Origin of the sequence: Devosia crocina (genome assembly GCF_900116545.1) — a bacterium.
GTDB classification, from domain to species: domain Bacteria; phylum Pseudomonadota; class Alphaproteobacteria; order Rhizobiales; family Devosiaceae; genus Devosia; species Devosia crocina.
This window is the reverse complement of sequence record NZ_FPCK01000001.1, coordinates 97889-117115: the sequence shown is the minus strand read 5'-3', so window position 1 is coordinate 117115 and position 19227 is coordinate 97889. Positions and strand designations below refer to the sequence as shown.

General features: G+C 60.5%; 15 protein-coding genes. 12 read left to right on the top strand and 3 right to left on the bottom strand.

All coding sequences use genetic code 11. The annotated features are described in order from the left end of the window. The first annotated feature begins 113 nt into the window (after positions 1-113). The 12 genes from BM364_RS00500 to BM364_RS00445 all read left to right on the top strand — a co-directional run bounded on the left by BM364_RS00500 (position 114) and on the right by BM364_RS00445 (position 16469). Positions 114-431, top strand: a complete 318-nt coding sequence (locus tag BM364_RS00500; RefSeq protein WP_092419449.1) for a helix-turn-helix domain-containing protein — start codon at positions 114-116, stop codon at positions 429-431. 15 nt (positions 432-446) lie between these two features. Continuing rightward, entirely contained in the window at positions 447-2060 is a 1614-nt protein-coding gene (locus BM364_RS00495) for a hypothetical protein (protein ID WP_092419446.1), read from the top strand. 50 nt (positions 2061-2110) lie between these two features. Beyond that, entirely contained in the window at positions 2111-3733 is a 1623-nt protein-coding gene (locus BM364_RS00490; RefSeq protein WP_092419443.1) for a DUF6311 domain-containing protein, read from the top strand. Then, on the top strand, positions 3706-4665 hold the full coding sequence (locus tag BM364_RS00485) for a glycosyltransferase family 2 protein (protein WP_244542725.1): 960 nt from the start codon (positions 3706-3708) through the stop codon (positions 4663-4665). Before BM364_RS00490 ends, BM364_RS00485 begins: the two co-directional genes overlap by 28 nt. Positions 4666-4667: 2 nt before the next feature. Next, positions 4668-5060: a GtrA family protein gene (locus tag BM364_RS00480; protein WP_175528404.1), complete on the top strand. Its 393-nt coding sequence runs from the start codon at positions 4668-4670 to the stop codon at positions 5058-5060. A gap of 215 nt (positions 5061-5275) precedes the next feature. Then, on the top strand, positions 5276-6985 hold the full coding sequence (locus BM364_RS00475) for a type I secretion system permease/ATPase (protein ID WP_092419435.1): 1710 nt from the start codon (positions 5276-5278) through the stop codon (positions 6983-6985). A 9-nt stretch (positions 6986-6994) separates the two neighbouring features. Continuing rightward, positions 6995-8344, top strand: coding sequence for an HlyD family type I secretion periplasmic adaptor subunit (locus tag BM364_RS00470; protein WP_092419432.1), 1350 nt, complete (start codon positions 6995-6997; stop codon positions 8342-8344). A gap of 131 nt (positions 8345-8475) precedes the next feature. Then, positions 8476-9270: an ABC transporter permease gene (locus tag BM364_RS00465; RefSeq protein ID WP_092419429.1), complete on the top strand. Its 795-nt coding sequence runs from the start codon at positions 8476-8478 to the stop codon at positions 9268-9270. Next, positions 9267-10484: an ABC transporter ATP-binding protein gene (locus tag BM364_RS00460; RefSeq protein ID WP_092419425.1), complete on the top strand. Its 1218-nt coding sequence runs from the start codon at positions 9267-9269 to the stop codon at positions 10482-10484. The genes BM364_RS00465 and BM364_RS00460 overlap by 4 nt, the downstream gene beginning before the upstream one ends. Beyond that, on the top strand, positions 10481-11692 hold the full coding sequence (locus tag BM364_RS00455; protein ID WP_092419424.1) for a class I SAM-dependent methyltransferase: 1212 nt from the start codon (positions 10481-10483) through the stop codon (positions 11690-11692). The genes BM364_RS00460 and BM364_RS00455 overlap by 4 nt, the downstream gene beginning before the upstream one ends. Beyond that, the gene (locus tag BM364_RS00450) at positions 11689-15339 is read left to right on the top strand and encodes a glycosyltransferase (protein ID WP_092419421.1); all 3651 of its coding nucleotides are present in this window, start codon (positions 11689-11691) and stop codon (positions 15337-15339) included. Before BM364_RS00455 ends, BM364_RS00450 begins: the two co-directional genes overlap by 4 nt. Next, positions 15336-16469: a glycosyltransferase gene (locus tag BM364_RS00445; protein WP_092419418.1), complete on the top strand. Its 1134-nt coding sequence runs from the start codon at positions 15336-15338 to the stop codon at positions 16467-16469. Before BM364_RS00450 ends, BM364_RS00445 begins: the two co-directional genes overlap by 4 nt. Before the next feature lie 7 nt (positions 16470-16476). Here the strand turns inward: BM364_RS00445 and BM364_RS00440 are convergent, their stop codons facing one another. From BM364_RS00440 to modA, 3 genes are all read right to left on the bottom strand, one after another. After that, positions 16477-17658 carry an alpha-hydroxy acid oxidase gene (locus tag BM364_RS00440; RefSeq protein WP_210186366.1) on the bottom strand — a complete coding sequence of 394 codons (1182 nt, stop codon included), beginning with the start codon at positions 17656-17658 and terminating at the stop codon, positions 16477-16479. A 76-nt stretch (positions 17659-17734) separates the two neighbouring features. Then, positions 17735-18415: a molybdate ABC transporter permease subunit gene (gene modB / locus BM364_RS00435; RefSeq protein ID WP_092419415.1), complete on the bottom strand. Its 681-nt coding sequence runs from the start codon at positions 18413-18415 to the stop codon at positions 17735-17737. 64 nt (positions 18416-18479) lie between these two features. Further along, positions 18480-19214 carry a molybdate ABC transporter substrate-binding protein gene (gene modA, locus BM364_RS00430; RefSeq protein WP_244542724.1) on the bottom strand — a complete coding sequence of 245 codons (735 nt, stop codon included), beginning with the start codon at positions 19212-19214 and terminating at the stop codon, positions 18480-18482. Between the last annotated feature and the right edge of the window lie 13 nt (positions 19215-19227).

The window sequence follows — 19227 nt, the reverse complement described above, 5'->3', positions numbered from 1 at the left end:
GGCTTTGCCATAGAATCGGAAACAAGAATAAGTGCGTTTCGTCCGCAACTCCCTAAAGAGGTGGTTAAGACCCTCTATATTGAGCATGACGAAGCGAATGCGGGGTAAGCGTCATGTTATCGAAAATGGGCAATGCCCAGACCAGCGAAACCACGGAGCTCCGGCAGGCCGCAGGCGCCTGGCTTCGGCAAGTGCGCGAGGCGGCGGGGATTTCCCAGCGCGAACTCGCCAAAATTCTCCATCTCGACTATTATACATTTATCAGCCAGCTCGAAAACGGGCGCGGCCGCATTCCCCCCAATCGCTATCGCGACTGGGCCAAGGCGCTGGGGCTCGACGAAAAGGTGTTCGCCAAGCAACTCCTTATGTATTATGAGCCGGTGACCTACGAGATTCTTTTTGCCGAAGCAGACAAAGCTGCGGCGCAATAAAGGGTTTTCCCTCCGGTGCTGCTCCAATTCCCCTCGCCGACCGCAAAGCCGGACCAGCGCACTGCGCCCCTTGGCGGCTGGAGCCAGCAGGAGCTGGCCGACCTTTATCGGGTCGAGGCGCTGCTGATCCAGGCGGGTATGCGGATCGAAACCGAGCGGGGGCTGACCGACGAGGGCGACCCGTGGTTCGTCTTCTGCCAGCCCGACGGGGACGTGTTCGTGCACCTGTGCCGGATCGACGGGGACTATCTGCTCGATAGCCCCGGGCTCGACCGGCCGCTGACCGGAGCCGATTTTCAGGGCCTGATCGACCAGTTCGTGCGCTCGGTGGCGGCGCGGGCAGCCAGCTCCAATGTGGTGCAGTTCCGCCGCGCCAACGCTGATTCCACCGTGCGGCTGCATCCGGCGCTGATGCTGACGGCACTGATCTGGTCGCTTTACCTGGCCAGCGACATGCTGGCGGAAACCGCGCATGCCGCCGAATTCAGCCTCGATGGCGAGGATGCGAGCCCGCTGTTCGACCTGTCGCAGGCGCAAGCGGCAGCCGGGGAAATCGACGCGCTGCTCGGCCAACTCGACAAGGGCGCCGCTGCGCCCCTGCCCGCCGACAGCCTGGGGCTAAGCGAGCGCATGGCGATCCAGCCCAATCGCGAACAGAGTGGGCTTGATCTGCGGGGGCTCTGGAGCGGACAGGCCGCGTCCGTGGGGCTTGCCGCGACGCTGACGGCAATCGCGGTGACCTTCGGGCTTTACGAATATGGAACCGGCGGGGTTTTCGCCACCGCCTTCTCGCCGGAAACGGGGACGGACCACAGCGCAGACAGCGCCGCGCTCGAGCTGGTCGTGGCGAGCGCGACGCGTTTCGACGGAAGGACGTTTTCCCATGACGCCGCAATCGAAACCGCTGCTGTTGCGCCGGAAGCGGCCAAGGTGGTGTTTGCCAGTGCGGTCAGCGAACTCGACCATGCCGGGCCGATCATCCTGACGCCACAGGCTACGGTGGATCTGTCGATCGAGGACGTGCAGCCGCGCCTCTCCATGGTGCAGGATCATTCCGATGTCTTGCTGCTGCCGCGCCCGAACGACACGGTCGTGCTGTCAGGACCGGTGGTGGCCGCCGGGAGCGTGCAGACAGCGGAGAGCGATATCGGCGCATTGCTCGAGCTGGCGGAAAAGCATCTGGGGGGGCTATCGAGCTTCACCATCGATGGTGTCTCGTTTCTGGCGACTATTGACCCCAGCAAGACCAAGCCTGCCGGTGGCGAACTGACCGAGACGGACGAAGGCGATCTGATCACCATCGACCCCGCCGATCTGGCGGATCTGCTCGACCCGGGCAATCTGCATCCGGGCCTTGTCGCCGTTCCTCCAACGGGAACGCCGGCCAATCCGGCCGGTCTTTCGGCCTATAACGAGGCCGCCAAGGCGTTCATCCACAAGTTCCTGTCCCAATCGAACTCAGTGGAAATGGTGATGCGGAACAACACCCTGTTCTTCCTCGATCTGACAGCGCTCGATGAAGTCACCGACCGGCCAGTGACCTGGAGCTGGATTCTCGATGACCAAACCATGGTGACGGCGATCGGGCACTCGGACTATTTCACCACGAGCGGCCTGCTGCTGGTCTAGCAGGTTCACGGCCGGCGCCGACCCGGCCGATCTCTTTTTCGGCGGACTTGATGCATAGACGCGCCCTTGCCCTGATCCACACGCACAAGGTGGACCTCGCCGGCTTTGTTTTTTCGTGCGTGTTCGGGGCGCTGTTTTGCTGGCTGATCACGCCGCCCGGATTCATCGCTGGTGTTTCGAGCTATTGGCAGACCCAGCTCGAGGATATCGCGCAGTATCTTTCGGGCTACAAGGCCTTCATGGCGGCGCCGTGGTCGCTGCCGCTTCTGTCCATTCCCTCGCTCAACTGGCCCCAGGGCACGACGCTGACCTTTGTGGATGCAATTCCGCTGTTCAGCCTGGGCATGAAGATGCTGGGAACGGTGTTGCCCATCCCGGACAATCCGCTGGGCCTGTGGGTGGCGCTGTGCTTCACCTTGCAGGGCGGGGCGGCCTGGATCCTCGGGCGGCACGTGGCGGGGCGCGATTACGGGCTGGTGCTGCTGGCGGTGGCGCTCTGCGTCATGATGCCATCGCTCAGTGCACGCATGGGCCATCTGAGCCTGCAGGCCCATTTCATCCTGCTGCTGGCGCTGACGCTTTATGTCCGCACGATCCGGCTCGACCGGCCATCCATCGGCTGGTGGACGCTGCTGATCCTCTTCAGCTTCTACACCAATTTCTATCTGACCGCGATGGCCCTGGCCGTCATGGCCGCGAGTGCAGGCGATCGCACGTTGCGCATGCGCAGGTGGATGCCATTGCTGGCCTATGCCATTCCGCTTGTCGCCCTCTTGCTCAGTGTACCGCTGATGCTGGGCACGGCCTTCGGGAGCGCCGTGCCCGACACCGGTTTTGGCCACTATTCCATGAATGTGCTCAGCCCGATCGGGTATGGCTGGTTCATTCGCCTGCCCTTCTTCGTCGCGGGAACCGAGGGCCAGTATGAGGGCTACAACTATCTGGGCCTGGGCCTGATCGTCCTTCTCGGGTTCGCTTTCTGGCATCGCCGGAAGAAGGGGCCGGATGGGCAGCTGCGCTTCGGCCCGTTCTTTATGACCGCTCTGGTGCTGTGTACGATCTATGCGCTGTCCAACGAGGTTTATCTGAGCGACATCCATCTTGTGCAATGGGATGTGCCCGGGTCCTTGATCCCGCTGTTTGAAGCGTTCCGTTCATCCGGACGCTTCTTCTGGGTCGTGACTTACGCAGCGATCGTTTTTGGGCTGCTCCGATTGTCTCACCTCGGGGTGAGGACGAGAACCATGATGATTGTCGCAGTGCTGGCCGTGCAGGTAGGCGATCTCGCGCCCACATATGCCAGCATCAAGCAAAGCCTTGATCGTGAGCCGAACATCCTGGCCGATCTCGGCGAGTGGAACGCCGCGCTCGAAGGTGTGACCACGATCCACGCCTTTCCCAAGTTCAAGTGCCCAGGGGGCTATGCTAGGGAGGTCCTGCCGTTGCAAATGGTGGCAGCCGAAGGGGGATATAATCTGACCACAGGTTTTATCTCCCGCTACGGTGCCGATTGCGACGCCGTCGAAAGGGAAATCGCTTCATCGGACCCTCTGACTTCGGTCTATGTCTTCGCTCATACCCACTACCTGGACGATCAAATTCAATCCTTTATGCCGGCCAATGCCCAATGCCAGAAACTCGAAATATGGACACTATGCCGGATACCGCAGTAACAGGGCAGCCCGAGCTTTCGGTGGTGGTGCCATGCTACAACGAGGAAGCAGGCATCGCGGCGTTTTGGGCCCGGCTCTGTCCTGTAATGGACGCCATTGGGCTCACATGGGAAGTGGTATTCGTGAATGACGGAAGCCGCGATGATACCGTTGGCCGCATATCCACGCTGACCCACCCCGGCGTATCCAAGCGCACTATCGACTTTAGCCGTAACTTCGGCAAAGAAGCCGCCATCACAGCCGGGCTGGACCATGCCCGGGGCAAGGCATCTGTTGTCATCGATTCAGACCTTCAGCACCCGCCGGAAACCATTCCGCTGATGGTCACGCTATGGCAGGCAGGCGCGGAAGTGGTTCTGGGAAAGAGACAGAGCCGTGAAACGGACTCGGCGCTGCGCACATGGTTCAGCAATCGGTTCTACAGTTTCGCCTCCAAGGTCTTCGAGGTCCCGATCCCCAAAGATGTCGGAGATTTCCGGCTGATGGACCATCAGGTGGTCAAAGCCTTGGGCAGTCTCCGTGAAAACCAGCGCTTCATGAAGGGCTTGTTCGCCTGGGTTGGGTTCCGCACCCAGATCGTCGAGTTCGAGGTTGCCCAGCGGGAACATGGAACATCGAGCTTCAATCTCTGGCGCCTGCTCAACTTCGCCGTCGACGGGATCACAAGCTTCACAACCGTGCCTTTGCGCCTGTGGTTTTACCTGGGGAGCCTCGTGTCGCTAGTGTCCCTGATCTACGGGACAATCATTGTCGTGGATGCACTGCTGTTCGGCAGCGAAGTGCCGGGCTATCCGTCGCTTGCTGCCCTGATGTGTTTTCTGGGCGGCATTCAACTGATCGGGATCGGCGTTCTGGGCGAATATATCGGACGCATCTACCGGGAAGTGAAATTCCGGCCGATCTATATCATCCGCGAGCTTCGGGACGAATGACCATGGTGGCGACCGTCCGGTGGCGCTTGCCCAGCAAGCAGTTTCTGACGTTTTGTGCCTTTGGCGTCGCCAACACGCTGCTCCATGCAGGGACTGTCGTATTGCTGGTGGAACTCTCGGGAGCAAACCAGGTACCGGCCAATGCGATGGCCTTTTTCGTTGCCAACGTTTTTTCATATGCGGTGAATGCCCGCTTCACCTTTCACCGCCCATTAAGCGTAACGGGTTATGTGAAGTTTCTCGGCACGTCCTTGGCTACCCTGCTCATGACGCTGTTGATCTCCAGCGCGGGTGAAGTGCTGGGACTTCACTACATGGTGACAACAGCAACGTTGATTGTGCTGACACCGCTCATAACCTTCACCATCTTAAAGAAATTTGCGTTCAAAACCTGACATGCGACAATCGCGGCACAGACCCAGCATGAAAACATCGCTTGTCGCTAAGTAGAAGAGCGCGCCGCATTTGAACCACAAAGTAACAGTTTGTGATGCCAATCTTGAGTCGGATTGGTATAAGACCCGGGGTAGAGCGTCCGTCTGACCGCGTCTGCCCTTCAGCCACTGCAACAACCGTGCGCTCTCATCGACGAAGGCCTAGTGTATAGCCAATGACCACCCAAAACCCGTTTAATTCGGCGCTCAAGACCTATCGCACGATCCTGGTGGCGACGATCACGTTTTCCGTGGCGATCAACCTTTTGATGTTCGTTTCACCCATCTACATGCTGCAGGTGTACGATCGCGTGCTTCATAGCCGCAGCGAAACCACGCTGATCATGATCACGCTGATCGCGCTTGCGCTGCTGGGCATCTACGCCATCCTTGAATGGGTGCGATCGCGGGTTCTGGTGCGGGCCGGTCTGCGCTTTGACGAGATGATCGCCAAGGCCCTCTTCAACCGTGTGGTGACCACAACCATCCGGCAGCCCAACGGCAAGTCGGAATTCATTCTCTCGGACGTAGACCGGCTGCGCGAGTTTTTGACCGGCGCAGGCCTTATCGCGCTCTGCGACGTGCCCTGGGTGCCGGTTTTCCTTTTCGTCTGCTTCATGTTCCATCCGCTCGTGGGCTATGTGGCGCTGGGTGGCGCTCTGGTGGCGCTGGCTTTGGCGCTGGCAAACGAGTTCATGACCAAGAAGACGCTCAACGAAGCTTCGGGCCTTGGCCAGACCGCACAGCATTTTGCCAATACGACGCTGCAGAATGTGGAAGCCATTCGCGCGCTGGGCATGGAAACGAGCCTGCGTGGCCGCTGGCATGACATGCATCGTGGCATGCTGGAAAAGCAGGCGCTGGCGAGCGACCGCGCCGGCGCCATCCAGTCCCTTTCCAAATTCGTCCGCATGGGCCTGCAGACTGCCATTCTCGGCGTCGGCGCCTATCTCGTGCTTGAAGGCGAAATCTCGCCCGGCTCGATGATCGCCTGTTCAATCCTGATGGGCCGCGCGCTCCAGCCGGTCGACCAGGTCGTAGGCCAGTGGAAGCAGTTTGTCGGCGCACGCCAGGCCTATGGGCGCCTCTCCCAGCTGTTCCGCCAGGTGCCCGAGGAAGAAGACAAGACCGCCCTGCCCAAGCCCACCGGCCAACTTTCGGTCAACGGCCTTGCCGTTGTGCCGCCGGGCTCGCGCAGCGCGCTTCTGCAGGGCGTCAGCTTTGAAGCCGTGCCTGGCGAAGCCGTGGCGCTCGTGGGGCCAAGCGGCGCAGGCAAATCGAGCCTGATGCGTGCTCTTGTCGGCATCTGGCCGCCAGCCGCAGGCAGCATCCGCCTTGATGGCGCCGAATTGCAGCACTGGGACCCAGACACGCTGGGCCAGCACATGGGCTATCTTCCCCAAACGGTGGAACTCTTCAACGGCACAGTGGCCGAGAACATTTCGCGCTTTGTCCCCGGCGCGCGCGACGAGGACGTGCTCGCCGCCGCCCAGCAGGCGCGTGTCCACCAGATGATCCAGAGCCTGCCCGATGGCTATAATACTCAAATCGGTGTTGGCGGGCGGTCGCTGTCCGGCGGCCAGCGCCAGCGCATCGGCTTTGCCCGCGCACTTTACGGCAATCCCTCGCTGATCATCCTGGACGAGCCCAACGCCAATCTCGACAGCGAGGGCGAAGAGGCTTTGTTCCAGACGATCAACGAGCTCAAGGCCAAGGGCAAGACCATTCTCTTTGTCAGCCATAAGATGAGCCTTGTCAGCCTTGCCGAAAAGGCGCTGATCCTGGCCGATGGGCGCATGCGCAGCTTCGGTCCGACCCAGGACGTGCTCAAGATCAAGCCCGCACTCAAGCCGGTTCAGTCCGCTGAAACGCGCAGCATTGCCTAAGGAAATCCGATGTCGCTAGTTTCCGCTTCGTCCGAAAATGCCGTTCTGCCTGCCGGCACAAAGCCCAAGGAAAAAGAGTTTTCTCCGCGCCCCTATATCCTGATGGGTTACGCGACGCTTGCCATGACTTTCGGCGTCTTTGGCGTCTGGGCTGCCACCGCGCCGCTCGCCAGCGGCGTTGTTGCCGGCGGTACGGTTTCGGTGGAATCGAGCCGCAAGACAGTTCAACATCTAGAGGGCGGGATCGTTTCGGAAATCCTCGGACGCGAAGGCGAGATTGTTGAGGCTGGGGCCATCGTGCTGCGTCTCGATCCCACCCAGGCCCAGGGCAACGCCACCTATCTTGCAGCGCGCCAGGCCATGCTCCGCGCCCAGGAGGCGCGGCTGATCGCGGAAAATTCCAACGCACCGGAAGTGTCCATTCCGCCAGAGTTGCTCGCGCATCAGGATGCCTCGGTGCAAAATGTCGTTGCGTTGCAACAGACCCTGTTTCACGACCGCAAGGCCAGCAAGGATGGGCAGGTCGCCATTTTCACATCGCGCATCGGCCAGCTCAACGAAGCCATCAATGGTCTGACGCTGCAGCAGGAAGCGGTGACCGGACAGATGTCCTCGCTTGGCGAAGAAATCGACCGGCTGACCCGCGGCCAGGCGACCGGCGTCATTGCAACCAACCAGCTCTCCTCGATCAACCGCCAGCGTCTCGAACTACAGGGCGAATTGGGCGCGATCACCTCGGAGATCGCCCGCTCGCGTCAGACCATTTCGGAAACCGAGCTGCAGATTATCCAGGTCAACCAGGAATTTGTCGAACGGGCCGGCACCGAACTGCGTGACGTGCGCGAACAGCTCAACGAGACCACCGAGCGCCTTTTCGTTGCGCGCGACGTGCTCGAGCGCACCGTGGTGCGCGCTCCGGTGCGCGGCATGCTGCAGAGCATTCGCGTGCACACGATCGGCGGCGTCATCCGCCCGGCCGAGCCGGTGATGGACATCATCCCGCTCGACGACGATCTCATCATCGCAGCCCAGATCCGCCCGATCGATATCGACAGCGTCTCGATCGGCCAGGAAGCCGAGATCCGCTTCCCCGCGTTCTCCTCCAAGACGACGCCGGCGATTTTCGGCACGATCTCGGTAGTGTCCCAGGACGTGATCCAGCCGGAAAACTCCAACCAGCCCCCCTATTACAGCGCCCGCATTCAGGTCGCCGACAGCCAGGTGCCCGCCGACATCCGCGAACGCCTGCTGCCCGGCATGCCCGTCGACGTCATCGTCTCGACCGGCGAACGCACCATGGCCGAATATTTCATCCGCCCCATGACCGACATGTTCTCCAAGGGCATGCTCGAGCGCTAGTTTTCGACATTCATTTGGCTCGGCGGACCAAGGCGGCTCCGCGCGATCATCAGGACCGGCCGGCGCGGCCGCTTTCTTGCATCCTAGCCAACACCCTCCTAAACCGCCGCTCGACATTTCAGGAGAGTCCGATGCAAGGCCTTTTACGCAGCCTCTGGGACTATCGCTTTTTCATTCTGTCCTCGATCAAGAATGATTTTCACTCAAGGTTCGTGCGCAGCAAGCTCGGCGGTTTCTGGGTCATCCTGCAACCGCTCTCGCAGGTCCTGATCTATGCCTTCATTCTCTCGAACCTGTTGTCGTCGCGCATTCAGGGGGTCGAAGGACCCTATGGCTACGCAATCTACCTGATGGCAGGCCTCCTCGCCTGGAACCTCTTCACCGAAGTTCTGGACCGCTGCATGAAGGTGTTCGTCTCGAACGCCAACACCATGAAGAAGGTGAAATTTCCGCGGATCGCCCTGCCGATCATCGCTATCGGCTCTTCGATCGTGAACAATGTCGTTCTGTTTGTGCTCATCAACGTCATATTCCTCGCTCTTGGACACGCGGTGACGCCGCTGATCGGCTTTTATTTTCTGCTCGTCCCCATCGTCGCCATCCTTGCGGCAGGAACCGGCATTGCCCTCGGAGTAATCAACGTCTTTGTTCGCGATATCGAGCAAGTCGTTCCGATCATCATCCAGGTTTTGTTCTGGTTCACCCCCATCGTCTATCCGGCTAATGTGGTGCCGGAAGCCTATACAAAGATACTCTCGCTCAGCCCGATCTATGTCCTGGTCGAATCCTATCATGCCATTTTCGTCTTCGGGACAGTGCCCAATCTTGCCCCGCTCGCTGCGGTGACGGCTTTGGGCCTGGCATTATGCGGGCTTGCTCTTTTCCTTTTCCGGCGCGCCAGCGCTGACATGGTGGATGTGCTATGAGCGCTATTCGCGTCGAAGCCATAAACAAGAGCTTTCTCACCTATCGCAGCGAGTGGCAGCGCATGCTGTCCTGGTTCGGCGTCAAGCCCAAAATCACTTCCCAGTCGGATATCCTCAAGGACATCACCTTTTCGGTGGGCAAGGGGGAAGCGGTCGGGCTGATCGGGCAAAATGGCGCGGGCAAGAGCACGCTTTTAAAGATCATCACCGGCACGATGCAGCCAACAAGTGGCTCTGTCGCAATCGATGGGCGGATCGCGGCCCTGCTCGAACTTGGCATGGGCTTCAATCCCGACATGACGGGCCGGGAGAACGTCTACAATTCTGCCGGTCTCATGGGCCTGACCCATCCGGAGATCAGCGGCGTGATCGGCGAGATCGAAGCCTTTGCCGAAATCGGCGCTTACTTCGAGCAACCCGTGCGCGTTTATTCAAGCGGCATGCAGGTGCGCCTTGCCTTTGCCGTTGCTACGGCCGTGCGCCCGGAGATCCTGATCGTCGACGAGGCCCTGTCGGTGGGCGACGCCTATTTCCAGCACAAGAGCTTTGCGCGCATCAGGGAGTTTCGCGAGGCTGGGACGACGCTTCTACTCGTTTCGCATGATCGCGCTTCAGTCATTTCGATCTGCAACCGCGCGATCCTGCTCAGTGAGGGCAAGGTGCGGATGGATGGCCCCCCCGAGCAGGTGCTTGACCTCTATAATGCCCTCGTCGCCGAAAAAGAGCATCAGGTCATCGAACAGTCCAAGACCAGCGACGGCCGGACCCGCACCCGCTCCGGGACGGGGGAAGCCTCGCTTGCCAGCGTCGTGCTGCGCGACGAGCAGGGCCGGGAAACCGATCTGATCCATGTCGGCCGGCCGACATCGCTCGAGATCGTGGCGCGCGCCAATACCGACATCACCGAACTCGTAGCGGGCTACATGATCAAGGATCGCCTGGGCCAAGTGGTCTATGGCACCAATACTCATCATCTGGGACAGAGCCTGACCGGGCTCAAGACCGGGGAAGAGGTACGTTTCACCTTTAGGTTTCCAGCCAATCTGGGCTATGGAAACTACTCGATCGCCGCGGCCCTTCATGGCGACGAAAACCACATCGATCGCAACTATGAATGGCAGGACCTGGCGGTCACCTTCAGTGTGGTCAATGCCGATCATCCCAAGTTCGTGGGCCTAGCCTGGGTTGAGCCCGAGCTCGAAGTGAGTAGATGACGCAGGACACCTTTTACCACGAATTCGAAGCCAATTTTCGCGGTAGCCGGGATGAAATCCGTGGGCGGCTGGATGCAGGCTATTCAAAGTTCCTCGCTCCGCTCACTCCCCTCATGAATGGCGCCAAGACATTGGACCTTGGCTGTGGTCGCGGTGAATGGCTTGAACTTGCCGCTTCCTTTGGCTTCAATGCCGAAGGCGTGGATCTTGACGACGGCATGCTGGCGGATTGCTTTGCCCTGGGTCTTGATGTGCATAAGGCCGACGCGATCGAATATCTGGCAAGCCTGCCCTCCGAGAGCCTTGCGATTGTTTCCGGGTTTCACATTGCCGAACACCTGCCGTTCGACGTGTTGCGCAAGCTCATCGGTGAAGCCATGCGGGCCTTGCGTCCGGGTGGTCTGTTGATCCTTGAAACACCTAATGCCGAGAACATTTCTGTAGGCACGCTCTGGTTTCACATGGACCCTACCCACGTGCGCCCCCTGCCCCCGGGTTTTCTGTCATTTCTGGCGCGCAATGCCGGATTTGCCCGTGTAGACGTTTTGCGGCTTCAGGAAGACAAAGCCTTGCGCGACAGCGCCGATGTCGGGCTGATCGACGTTCTGCGTGGCGCTAGCCCCGATTATTCGATCGTCGCCCAAAAGGCCGGGCCAGCCGAGATCATGGCCGCGCTCGATGGCGCGTTCGGGGTGACCGGCGGCTTGACGGTTGAGACGCTTTCAGAGCGTTTCGAGAAGCATCTCGAAGGTAAGGTATCAGGAACCCTTGAAGCACGTTTGCAGCATTGGCAAAACGAGATCGACCAGTGGCGACAGACGCTCGAGGAGCGGCAGGCCAACCAGGAAGCATTGATCGCGGACTATCAACGCCAGATCCTGGACCTGCGCTCGAGCACATCGTGGAAAATCACCCAGCCGCTAAGGGATGGGATGATCCTCGCCAAGAGTGCGTCACGAAAAATTAAAGCAACGACCCGCACCGCAGCGCTCCGCGTCCTCGCCAATCCGACACTGCGCAAGACGGCCAAGGCCGCGATCAAGCCATTTCCCAAACTGGAGGCGCTGGGAAAGCGCTTCCTGATCGGAGGCGCAGGCAATGCGCTGGCGCAGCCCATCGCGCTGCATCAGGACTTGTCGGCCCGCCATATTTCGCCGCGCGCCCAAAAGATCTACGAGCAGCTTTCCTCGCGCCGGAGCAAGTCATGACCAAGATTCTGATCGACTTGCAATCGTGCCAGAATGCCAGCCGGTTCCGCGGCCTGGGGCGCTATGCCAAGAACATGGCCCGCGAAATTGCAGCATTGGCGCCCGCTGGCTCGGTCCACATCCTTCTCAATTCGGCATTTCCGCATACCCTCCTCGCTATTCGACAGAATTTGGCAGATCTGGTGCCGGAGGAAAATATTCACGTCGTCAGCATGCTTGACCTGGCTGACGATATGCAACCGCGGCATCAGTGGCGCAAGCAGGCGAGTGCCCTTTTGCGCGAAGCTTATATCGACATGCTGGGGCCCGACGTCGTCTTCTGTCCAAGCTTCATCGAGGGCTATGGCGACAGCATGACGGTGTCGCTGCATCGGTTGGCCAAGGTGCCGACCATTGTCGCTATCCATGACCTCATCCCACTTGTGATGCGCGACCAGTATCTTCGCTCGGTTCCGGACTATGAGCGCTTCTACCTCGGGCGTATTGAAGAGCTGAAAACCGCTGACGGATTGATCGCGATTTCCAAGCACGCTTTCGGGGAAGCGACGAGCCTACTTGATTTCGATGCAGGCAAGATCGTTAACGCGCTTGAGGGCGCCGAGCCCGAATTCCGTGTGCTCGACCTGACCGATACGGAGCGCAGCGGCTTGCTGCGCAAATATGGCCTTGCAACCCGGTTTGTTTTTTATACGGGTGGCGCGGATCCGCGCAAAAACCTCGATCGCTTGATCACCGCCTTTGCTGCGCTATCGCCTCGGGCACGCGAAAACGTGCAATTGGTGCTTGCCGGCAGCATTTCGGAAAGCGAAGCGCAGTCCCTGCGCACGCGCGCGAGGGACAGCGGTCTCGATGAGCGCAGCATCAAACTGCTCGGGTTCGTTTCGGACGATCAGTTGGTCGAGCTCTATAATCTCTGCACGCTGTTTGTCTTTCCCTCGCTGCATGAAGGTTTTGGCCTGCCATGCCTTGAAGCCATGCAATGCGGCGCTGCCACGATCGGCTCAAATTGCTCTAGCGTGCCCGAAGTTCTGGGCAATCCGGACGCGCAATTCGATCCCAATTCGACCGCCGACATTTCCCGCATGATGGAAGAGCTGCTGACCAATGAAGTGGCGCGGCAGAATCTTATCGCCAAGGGCAAGCTGCAGGCTCAACGTTTTTCGTGGCGCGCAAGTGGGCAGAAGGCACTCGACTTCCTGGTTCACATGGCGCGCCCGAGCGAGAGCGTGGATGGGTGGCAGGCAGTCCGCGAGGGGCTGGAGCGGTCTGAGAGCCGCCTGCTCGAGGCTCTGGCAACTTTGCCCGCCATCGCAGGACACCCCAGCCCAAGCGATCTCGCCGAAGTCGCCCAAGCCATGGCTCTTAATCGACGCGCCGTCGAAAGCCGCCGCCGTCCCCTTGGCCTTGGCCAGACCTGGCGGATCGAGGGTCCCTTCGACACCAGCTACAGCCTTGCCCTGGTCAACCGGGAACTGGGCAAAGCACTCGACAAAACCGGCACGACTGTCAGCCTCTTTGCCTCGGAGGGGCCCGGGGACTACGAACCATCCAGCACGTTTCTGCGCGACACGCCTGACGTCGCTGCGCTTCATGACCGCAGCAAGAATGAGGACCACGGTGCACTCGATGTCGTGACGCGCAACATGTATCCGCCGCGTGTTCTCGACATGACGGCTCGCCTCAACGGATTGAACTGCTACGCCTGGGAAGAAACAGGGTTCCCCTTCACGTTCGCGGAAAGCTTCAACGAAAGCCTGCAGTTTATCACTGTCACCTCCGAGCATGTGAAGACGCTCCTGATCGATGCTGGCGTCGAGGTTCCGATCTCTGTGGTCGGCAATGGCGTGGACCACTGGAACGCCGTCGTCGCGGATCCGAACTACCGCATAGAGACGGCAGGACATACGTTTTTGCATGTTTCGTCCTGCTTCCCGCGCAAAGGCGCAGATGTCCTGCTCGAGAGTTATGGCAAGGCGTTTACAAAGGCCGACGATGTTATTCTGGTCATCAAGACCTTTGCCAACCCGCATAATACGATTGCCGATCAGCTCGAGACGCTGCGAAAAGCCAATCCCGATTATCCCAGGGTCACGCTTCTCTTCGACGATCTGACCTATCGGCAGATGAAGGCGCTCTACGAACAATGCGACACGCTCGTTGCGCCGAGCCGTGCCGAGGGGTTTGGCCTGCCGCTCGCAGAAGCGATGCTGAGCGGCCTTCAGGTGATCACGACGGGTTGGAGTGGGCAACTCGATTTCTGCACACCCGAAACCGCAGAGCTGATCGACTTTGATTTCGCCCAGGCCAGGACGCATCAGGATGGCAAGCCGCTCAGCGTCTGGGCGGAGCCGCGTGCTGACCATCTTGCGCAATTGTTGCAGGACGCAGCGGCGCGCGGCGTGGACAAGAACCAGGGCGACCGCGCTCGGGCCGTGCTCGAACACTTCACCTGGGATCGGGTTGCGCAGCGATCCGTCGCGGCGGCAGCTGGAGTGCAACTGCCTCACCTGATTGCCGAGCCGCGGCTCGGATGGATGAGCACATTCCGCAAGCGCTGCGGCATTGCCACTTATTCAGAGCATTTGCTCGACGTTCTCGGCATGCCTGCCGTCATTCTGGCCAATACGCAGGACGACACAGCCGGCGATGCGGAAGCCGGGATCGCCCGGTGCTGGAACGAAGGCAAGGTGGACGATCTGAGCGCTGTTGCCGAGGCAATCGAAGCCCAGCAACTCGACATGGTCGTCATTCAGTTCAATTACGGCTTCTATCACCTCCCGAGCCTCAATTCGCTGATCCATCGCCTTTGCGATAGGGGCCGGAAGGTGATCGTCACCCTTCATGCGACGGTCGACCCGGCTCACGATCAAACGAAGAAGCTGGCCGATCTGGCATCGGGACTGCGCCGGTGCTCGCGCATTCTGGTTCACTCCATTGGTGATCTGAACCGTCTCAAGGCCATGGGCCTCGTCGCCAATGTGGGACTTTTTCCCCATGGCGTCTTGGTTCCGGGGCTGGCAAAAAAGCCGATAAGCCTGGCGCGAGAGCCGTTCCGCATCGCCAGCTATGGCTTTTTCCTGCCCAATAAGGGGCTGCTCGAGTTGATCGAGGCGGTCAAGCTGCTCAAGGACCAGGGGTTCGGCATCAGGCTCGACCTGATCAATGCCGCCTTTCCGGCCGATATCTCGCATCGATTGATCGATGAAGCGCGTAATCGTATTCGCGCGCTGGGTCTGCTGGCTGACATTCGCCTCGTTACCGACTTCCTCACGGACAGCGAGAGCCTTGATCATCTCTCGCGCGCCGACCTTGTCATTTTCCCCTACCAGGAAACCGCTGAATCAGCGAGTGGCGCTGTTCGTTATGGCCTCGCGGCGGGCAAGCCGGTCGCGGTAACGCCGCTGCCCATTTTCGAGGACGTGGCGCAGAGCACGTTCAGCCTGCCCGGCACGACGCCAGCCGACATTGCCTCAGGCATTCGTCAAATCGCCGAAGACTTGCGAGCAAACAGTCAATCGGCTCAGGACACGATGGCACGGGCACAGAACTGGCAAGATAGCCACGCCTATCCAGTCCTGGGGCGTCGTCTTGCCGGGATGTTGCGCGGGCTGCATCGCGACGGGCTGGGATCGACAAACCCACAATGACTTTGGAAGGCACAAAGCCGCGCGTGCAGATCTATCATGACTATTTCGCCATTCGGGGCGGCGGGGAGCGGCTGGCTCTCGACCTGGCGCAGGCGCTATCGGCGGAGTTGATCTATGGCTATCGCACTGAGGAAAGCTACGAGGACAGCGCATTCCCGCCGCGGCACAAGGATTTGCGGATGGGTCAACTCAAGCGGATCGTCGGAGCGGCGTCAGTGGCCTTGGCGCCTGCATTCGCCGCCCAGCAAGGCTATGCGCTTGGGGCAGAGGCTCGTGTCTTCAGTGGAGTGGCCGCACCCTTTGCCGCTCCAGCGGCAGACAAGGCGGGCGTCAACATTTTCTATTGCCATACGCCACCCCGGTTTCTTTACGACCAGAAGGATTTTTTTCGCGAGCGCAGCCGGGGTGTGAAGCGCATCGGGCTTGACGTCGTCGGCCCGGTTTTTCGGCGAGCCTATGAGCATGCCGTAGGCCGCATGCACGTGATCGTCGCCAATTCAGAGAATATCCGCTCCCGGATCCGGCGCCATCTGAGACGCGATAGCGTGGTCGTATATCCCCCCGTCGACACTCATGGTTTTCGTTGGGAGCCAGCACAGGGGTACTATCTCTCGACCGCGCGGCTAACGCCGCTCAAGCGCATTGCCACCATCATCGACGCCTTTCGCGCCATGCCGGACCAGAAACTGGTCATCGCCTCGGGTGGCGATGATGAAACGAGGCTCAAGGCGCGTGCTGAGGGCGCCGGGAATATTACCTTTGTCGGCTGGACCAGCGACGACGAACTCCGGGCGTTGATCGCAGGAGCAATTGCCACGATCTATATCCCAATCGAGGAAGACTTCGGCATGTCCCCTGTCGAATCGATGGCCGCCGGCAAACCGGTTATCGGCGTAGCCGAAGGCGGCGTTCTCGAAACAGTCCAACCAGGGGAAACAGGATTGCTGCTGCCCGCTTCTCCCGGCGTATCCGACCTGATCAAGGCGGTGAAGGCGCTGCCTGCAGAGCGGGCACTGGGGATGCGCCAGGCATGCGAGGCAAGGGCGGCAGAATTCGGCGCCGCCAAATTCGCCGACAGCATGCGCGCGATCGTCAGCCAGGCCATCGAGGACCGCGCGCTACAGGTCTAACCGGCCCCTACCCCCGCTTCGGCGCGTTCCTGACTGGAATATCGTTCGAGTAGATGTTGTGGAGGCCGACGTTGAGGATGTCGCGTTCGCCGCATAGGGCCATGGTGGTGTCGAGTTCGCGGCGGATGATTTCGAGGACGCGGGTGACGCCGGCTTCGCCGCCGGCGCCTAGGCCATAGAGCATGGGGCGGCCGATGAAGGTGGATTTGGCGCCATAGGCGAGCGCCTTGATCACGTCCTGACCCGAACGGATGCCGCTGTCGAGATAGACTTCGGTGCGATGGCCGATGCGATCGACGATCTCAGGCAGGACGCGGATGGTCGAGGGGGCGCCATCGAGCTGGCGGCCGCCATGATTGGATACGACGACGGCATCGGCGCCATTGTCGACGGCAGCTTGGGCATCGTCGGCGTCAAGCACGCCCTTGACGATGACGGGACCCCCGAAGCGCTCCTTGATCCAGCGCACGTCGGCCCAGTTGAGGGTGGGGTCGAACTGGCTCGCAGTCCAGGCCGAAAGCGAGGCAAGGTCATGATCGCCCCCGACATGGCCCACGATATTGCGGAACGTGTGACGCTTGGTGCCCAGCATGCGCATGCACCAGAGCGGGTGCTGCATCATCTGCCAGACCGAATAGGGCGTGAACTTGGGCGGCGTGGACAGCCCGTTCTTGATGTCCTTGTGGCGCTGGCCGAGGATCTGCAGATCCATGGTCAGGACCAGGGCGGAACATTTGGCGGCCTTGGCACGGTCGATCAGGCGATTGATGAAATCACGGTCGCGCATGACATAGAGCTGGAACCAGAAGGGGGCGGTGGTGTTTTCGGCGATGTCCTCGATCGAGCACACGCTCATGGTCGAGAGCGAAAAGGGAATGCCGAACTTTTCGGCGGCGCGTGCCGCCTTGATCTCGCCGTCGGCGGTCTGCATGCCGCCGGTCGCTGCAGGCGCGATAGCCACGGGCATGGTGATTTCCTTGCCCAGCATGGTGGTCTTGAGATTGCGACCCTCAAGGTTCACGGCCACTTTCTGGTTGAGCAGGATCTTCTGGAAATCGCTCTCGTTGTCGCGATAGGTGCCTTCGGTGTAGGAGCCGCTATCAGCATATTCAAAGAACATCTTGGGCACACGCCGGTGGGCCACCCGCTTCATTTCGTCAACGGTGAGGATCTTGTCGATGGCGGGCATGGCCGGGCTCCAGAGCAATATGCTTTTGCCCTAGCAACTAACATGTTAGCCGTCAATGTGGCGTTGCGGCACTGGGCTATCCAAGCGGACCGGCACTGCGCCGGCCCACGACCAGCATGGAAAAGATGGCACAAAAGCCAAAGATGACCATGCCCAGGGCCAGCACATGTGCCTTCTCCCATTCGAGGCGTTCGACGAAGTCATAGATGGCAATCGAGAGCACCTTGGTCTGCCCCGGAATGTTGCCGCCGATCATCAGAACGACGCCGAATTCGCCCACCGTGTGGGCGAAAGCGAGAATGCCGCCCATGAGATAGCCGGGCCGTGCCAGCGGCAGCACGATGCGCCCGAACCGTTGGCCTGGCGACGCACCGAGCGTATCGGCGGCTTCCAGCACCTCCGGCTCGATGGCGGCAAAGGCGTTGCGCAGGGGCTGAACCATGAATGGCAGCGAAGCGACGACCCCGCCGATAACAAGACCGGCAAAGGAAAAGGCCAGGGTTCGCGCGCCCCAAAATCCGGCAAACCAGCCGCCCGGCCCATTGGGCCCCAGGGCGAGGAGCAGATAGAACCCAAGCACGGTCGGCGGCAGCACAAGCGGCAGGGTGACAAGGGCGCCGACGATCTCCCGTCCGGCCCAGCGTCCATGCGCCAGCCACCAGGCGAGTGGGGTTGCGACAAGCACAAGGATTGCCGTGACGCTGAGCGCAAGGAGGAGGGTGAGGCCGATGGGTGAGATGAGCGGGGTGAAGTCCATGACAAGCTTTGTCGGGTGAGCCCCTCCCCGGCCTATCCTGCAGGGGGGAGGCAGAGAGGGAGGCTTACGGCGTTGGCACCGAATAGCCGGCGGCCTCGATGACTGCGACGGCTTCTTCGGATTGGAGGAAATCGAGAAAGGCAAGGGCCGCCGGATTGGTCTCGCCCTCCTTGAGCAGAACCGCGCCCTGCGCGATAGGCTCGTGCAATTGCGCAGGGACGAGCCACTGATCGGGTTTGCCCAAAACTTGGCTCGCAGCGACCAAGCCCAATTCGGCGTTTCCGCTCTCGATGAACTGCAGCGTTTGGGAGATGTTTTCGCCCTGAACCAGTTTTGGCGTGAGAGCGTCGATGAGCCCCAGAGCGGTCAGCGTTTCCACCGCGGCCTTGCCGTAGGGGGCGGCCGCCGGATCGGCGATGGCAAGTTTGTTGAACTCGCCTGCGAGTGCTGCCTCGCCGTCGATCACGTCGCGGCCGGGAGCGTAGAGAACGAGGCGTCCCTCTGCATAAACAAAGAAGCTGCCATGTACGGCAAGGCCCTCCTCTATCGCCATTTGAGGACGATCCGTGTCTGCGGCAAGAAAGATGCCGAAGGGCGCAGCTTGGGTAATCTGTGTATAAAGCTGGCCCGTAGCGCCGAAACTGAGCTCCACCTTATGCTCACCCTTGGCCTCGAAGAGAGCAGCAAGGTCTTCGGCAACGGCGGTGAAATTGGCCGCGACAGCCACATTCACGGTTTCCGCAGCGGCCGGAAGCGCAGTGGCGGCGACGAGGGCAAGCGACAGCAGCAGACGGGACACGGAACGCTCCGAT

Bases quoted from the DNA above. Each gene is read 5' to 3' on its own strand.
- BM364_RS00500 (WP_092419449.1), top strand. From the start codon at position 114: ATGTTATCGAAAATGGGCAATGCCCAGACCAGCGAAACCACGGAGCTC.
- BM364_RS00445 (WP_092419418.1), top strand. From the start codon at position 15,336: ATGACTTTGGAAGGCACAAAGCCGCGCGTGCAGATCTATCATGACTAT.
- BM364_RS00440 (WP_210186366.1), bottom strand. From the start codon at position 17,658: ATGCCCGCCATCGACAAGATCCTCACCGTTGACGAAATGAAGCGGGTG.
- BM364_RS00475 (WP_092419435.1), top strand. From the start codon at position 5,276: ATGACCACCCAAAACCCGTTTAATTCGGCGCTCAAGACCTATCGCACG.
- BM364_RS00470 (WP_092419432.1), top strand. From the start codon at position 6,995: ATGTCGCTAGTTTCCGCTTCGTCCGAAAATGCCGTTCTGCCTGCCGGC.
- modB (WP_092419415.1), bottom strand. From the start codon at position 18,415: ATGGACTTCACCCCGCTCATCTCACCCATCGGCCTCACCCTCCTCCTT.
- BM364_RS00460 (WP_092419425.1), top strand. From the start codon at position 9,267: ATGAGCGCTATTCGCGTCGAAGCCATAAACAAGAGCTTTCTCACCTAT.
- BM364_RS00485 (WP_244542725.1), top strand. From the start codon at position 3,706: ATGGACACTATGCCGGATACCGCAGTAACAGGGCAGCCCGAGCTTTCG.
- BM364_RS00450 (WP_092419421.1), top strand. From the start codon at position 11,689: ATGACCAAGATTCTGATCGACTTGCAATCGTGCCAGAATGCCAGCCGG.
- BM364_RS00465 (WP_092419429.1), top strand. From the start codon at position 8,476: ATGCAAGGCCTTTTACGCAGCCTCTGGGACTATCGCTTTTTCATTCTG.
- BM364_RS00490 (WP_092419443.1), top strand. From the start codon at position 2,111: ATGCATAGACGCGCCCTTGCCCTGATCCACACGCACAAGGTGGACCTC.
- BM364_RS00455 (WP_092419424.1), top strand. From the start codon at position 10,481: ATGACGCAGGACACCTTTTACCACGAATTCGAAGCCAATTTTCGCGGT.
- BM364_RS00480 (WP_175528404.1), top strand. From the start codon at position 4,668: ATGGTGGCGACCGTCCGGTGGCGCTTGCCCAGCAAGCAGTTTCTGACG.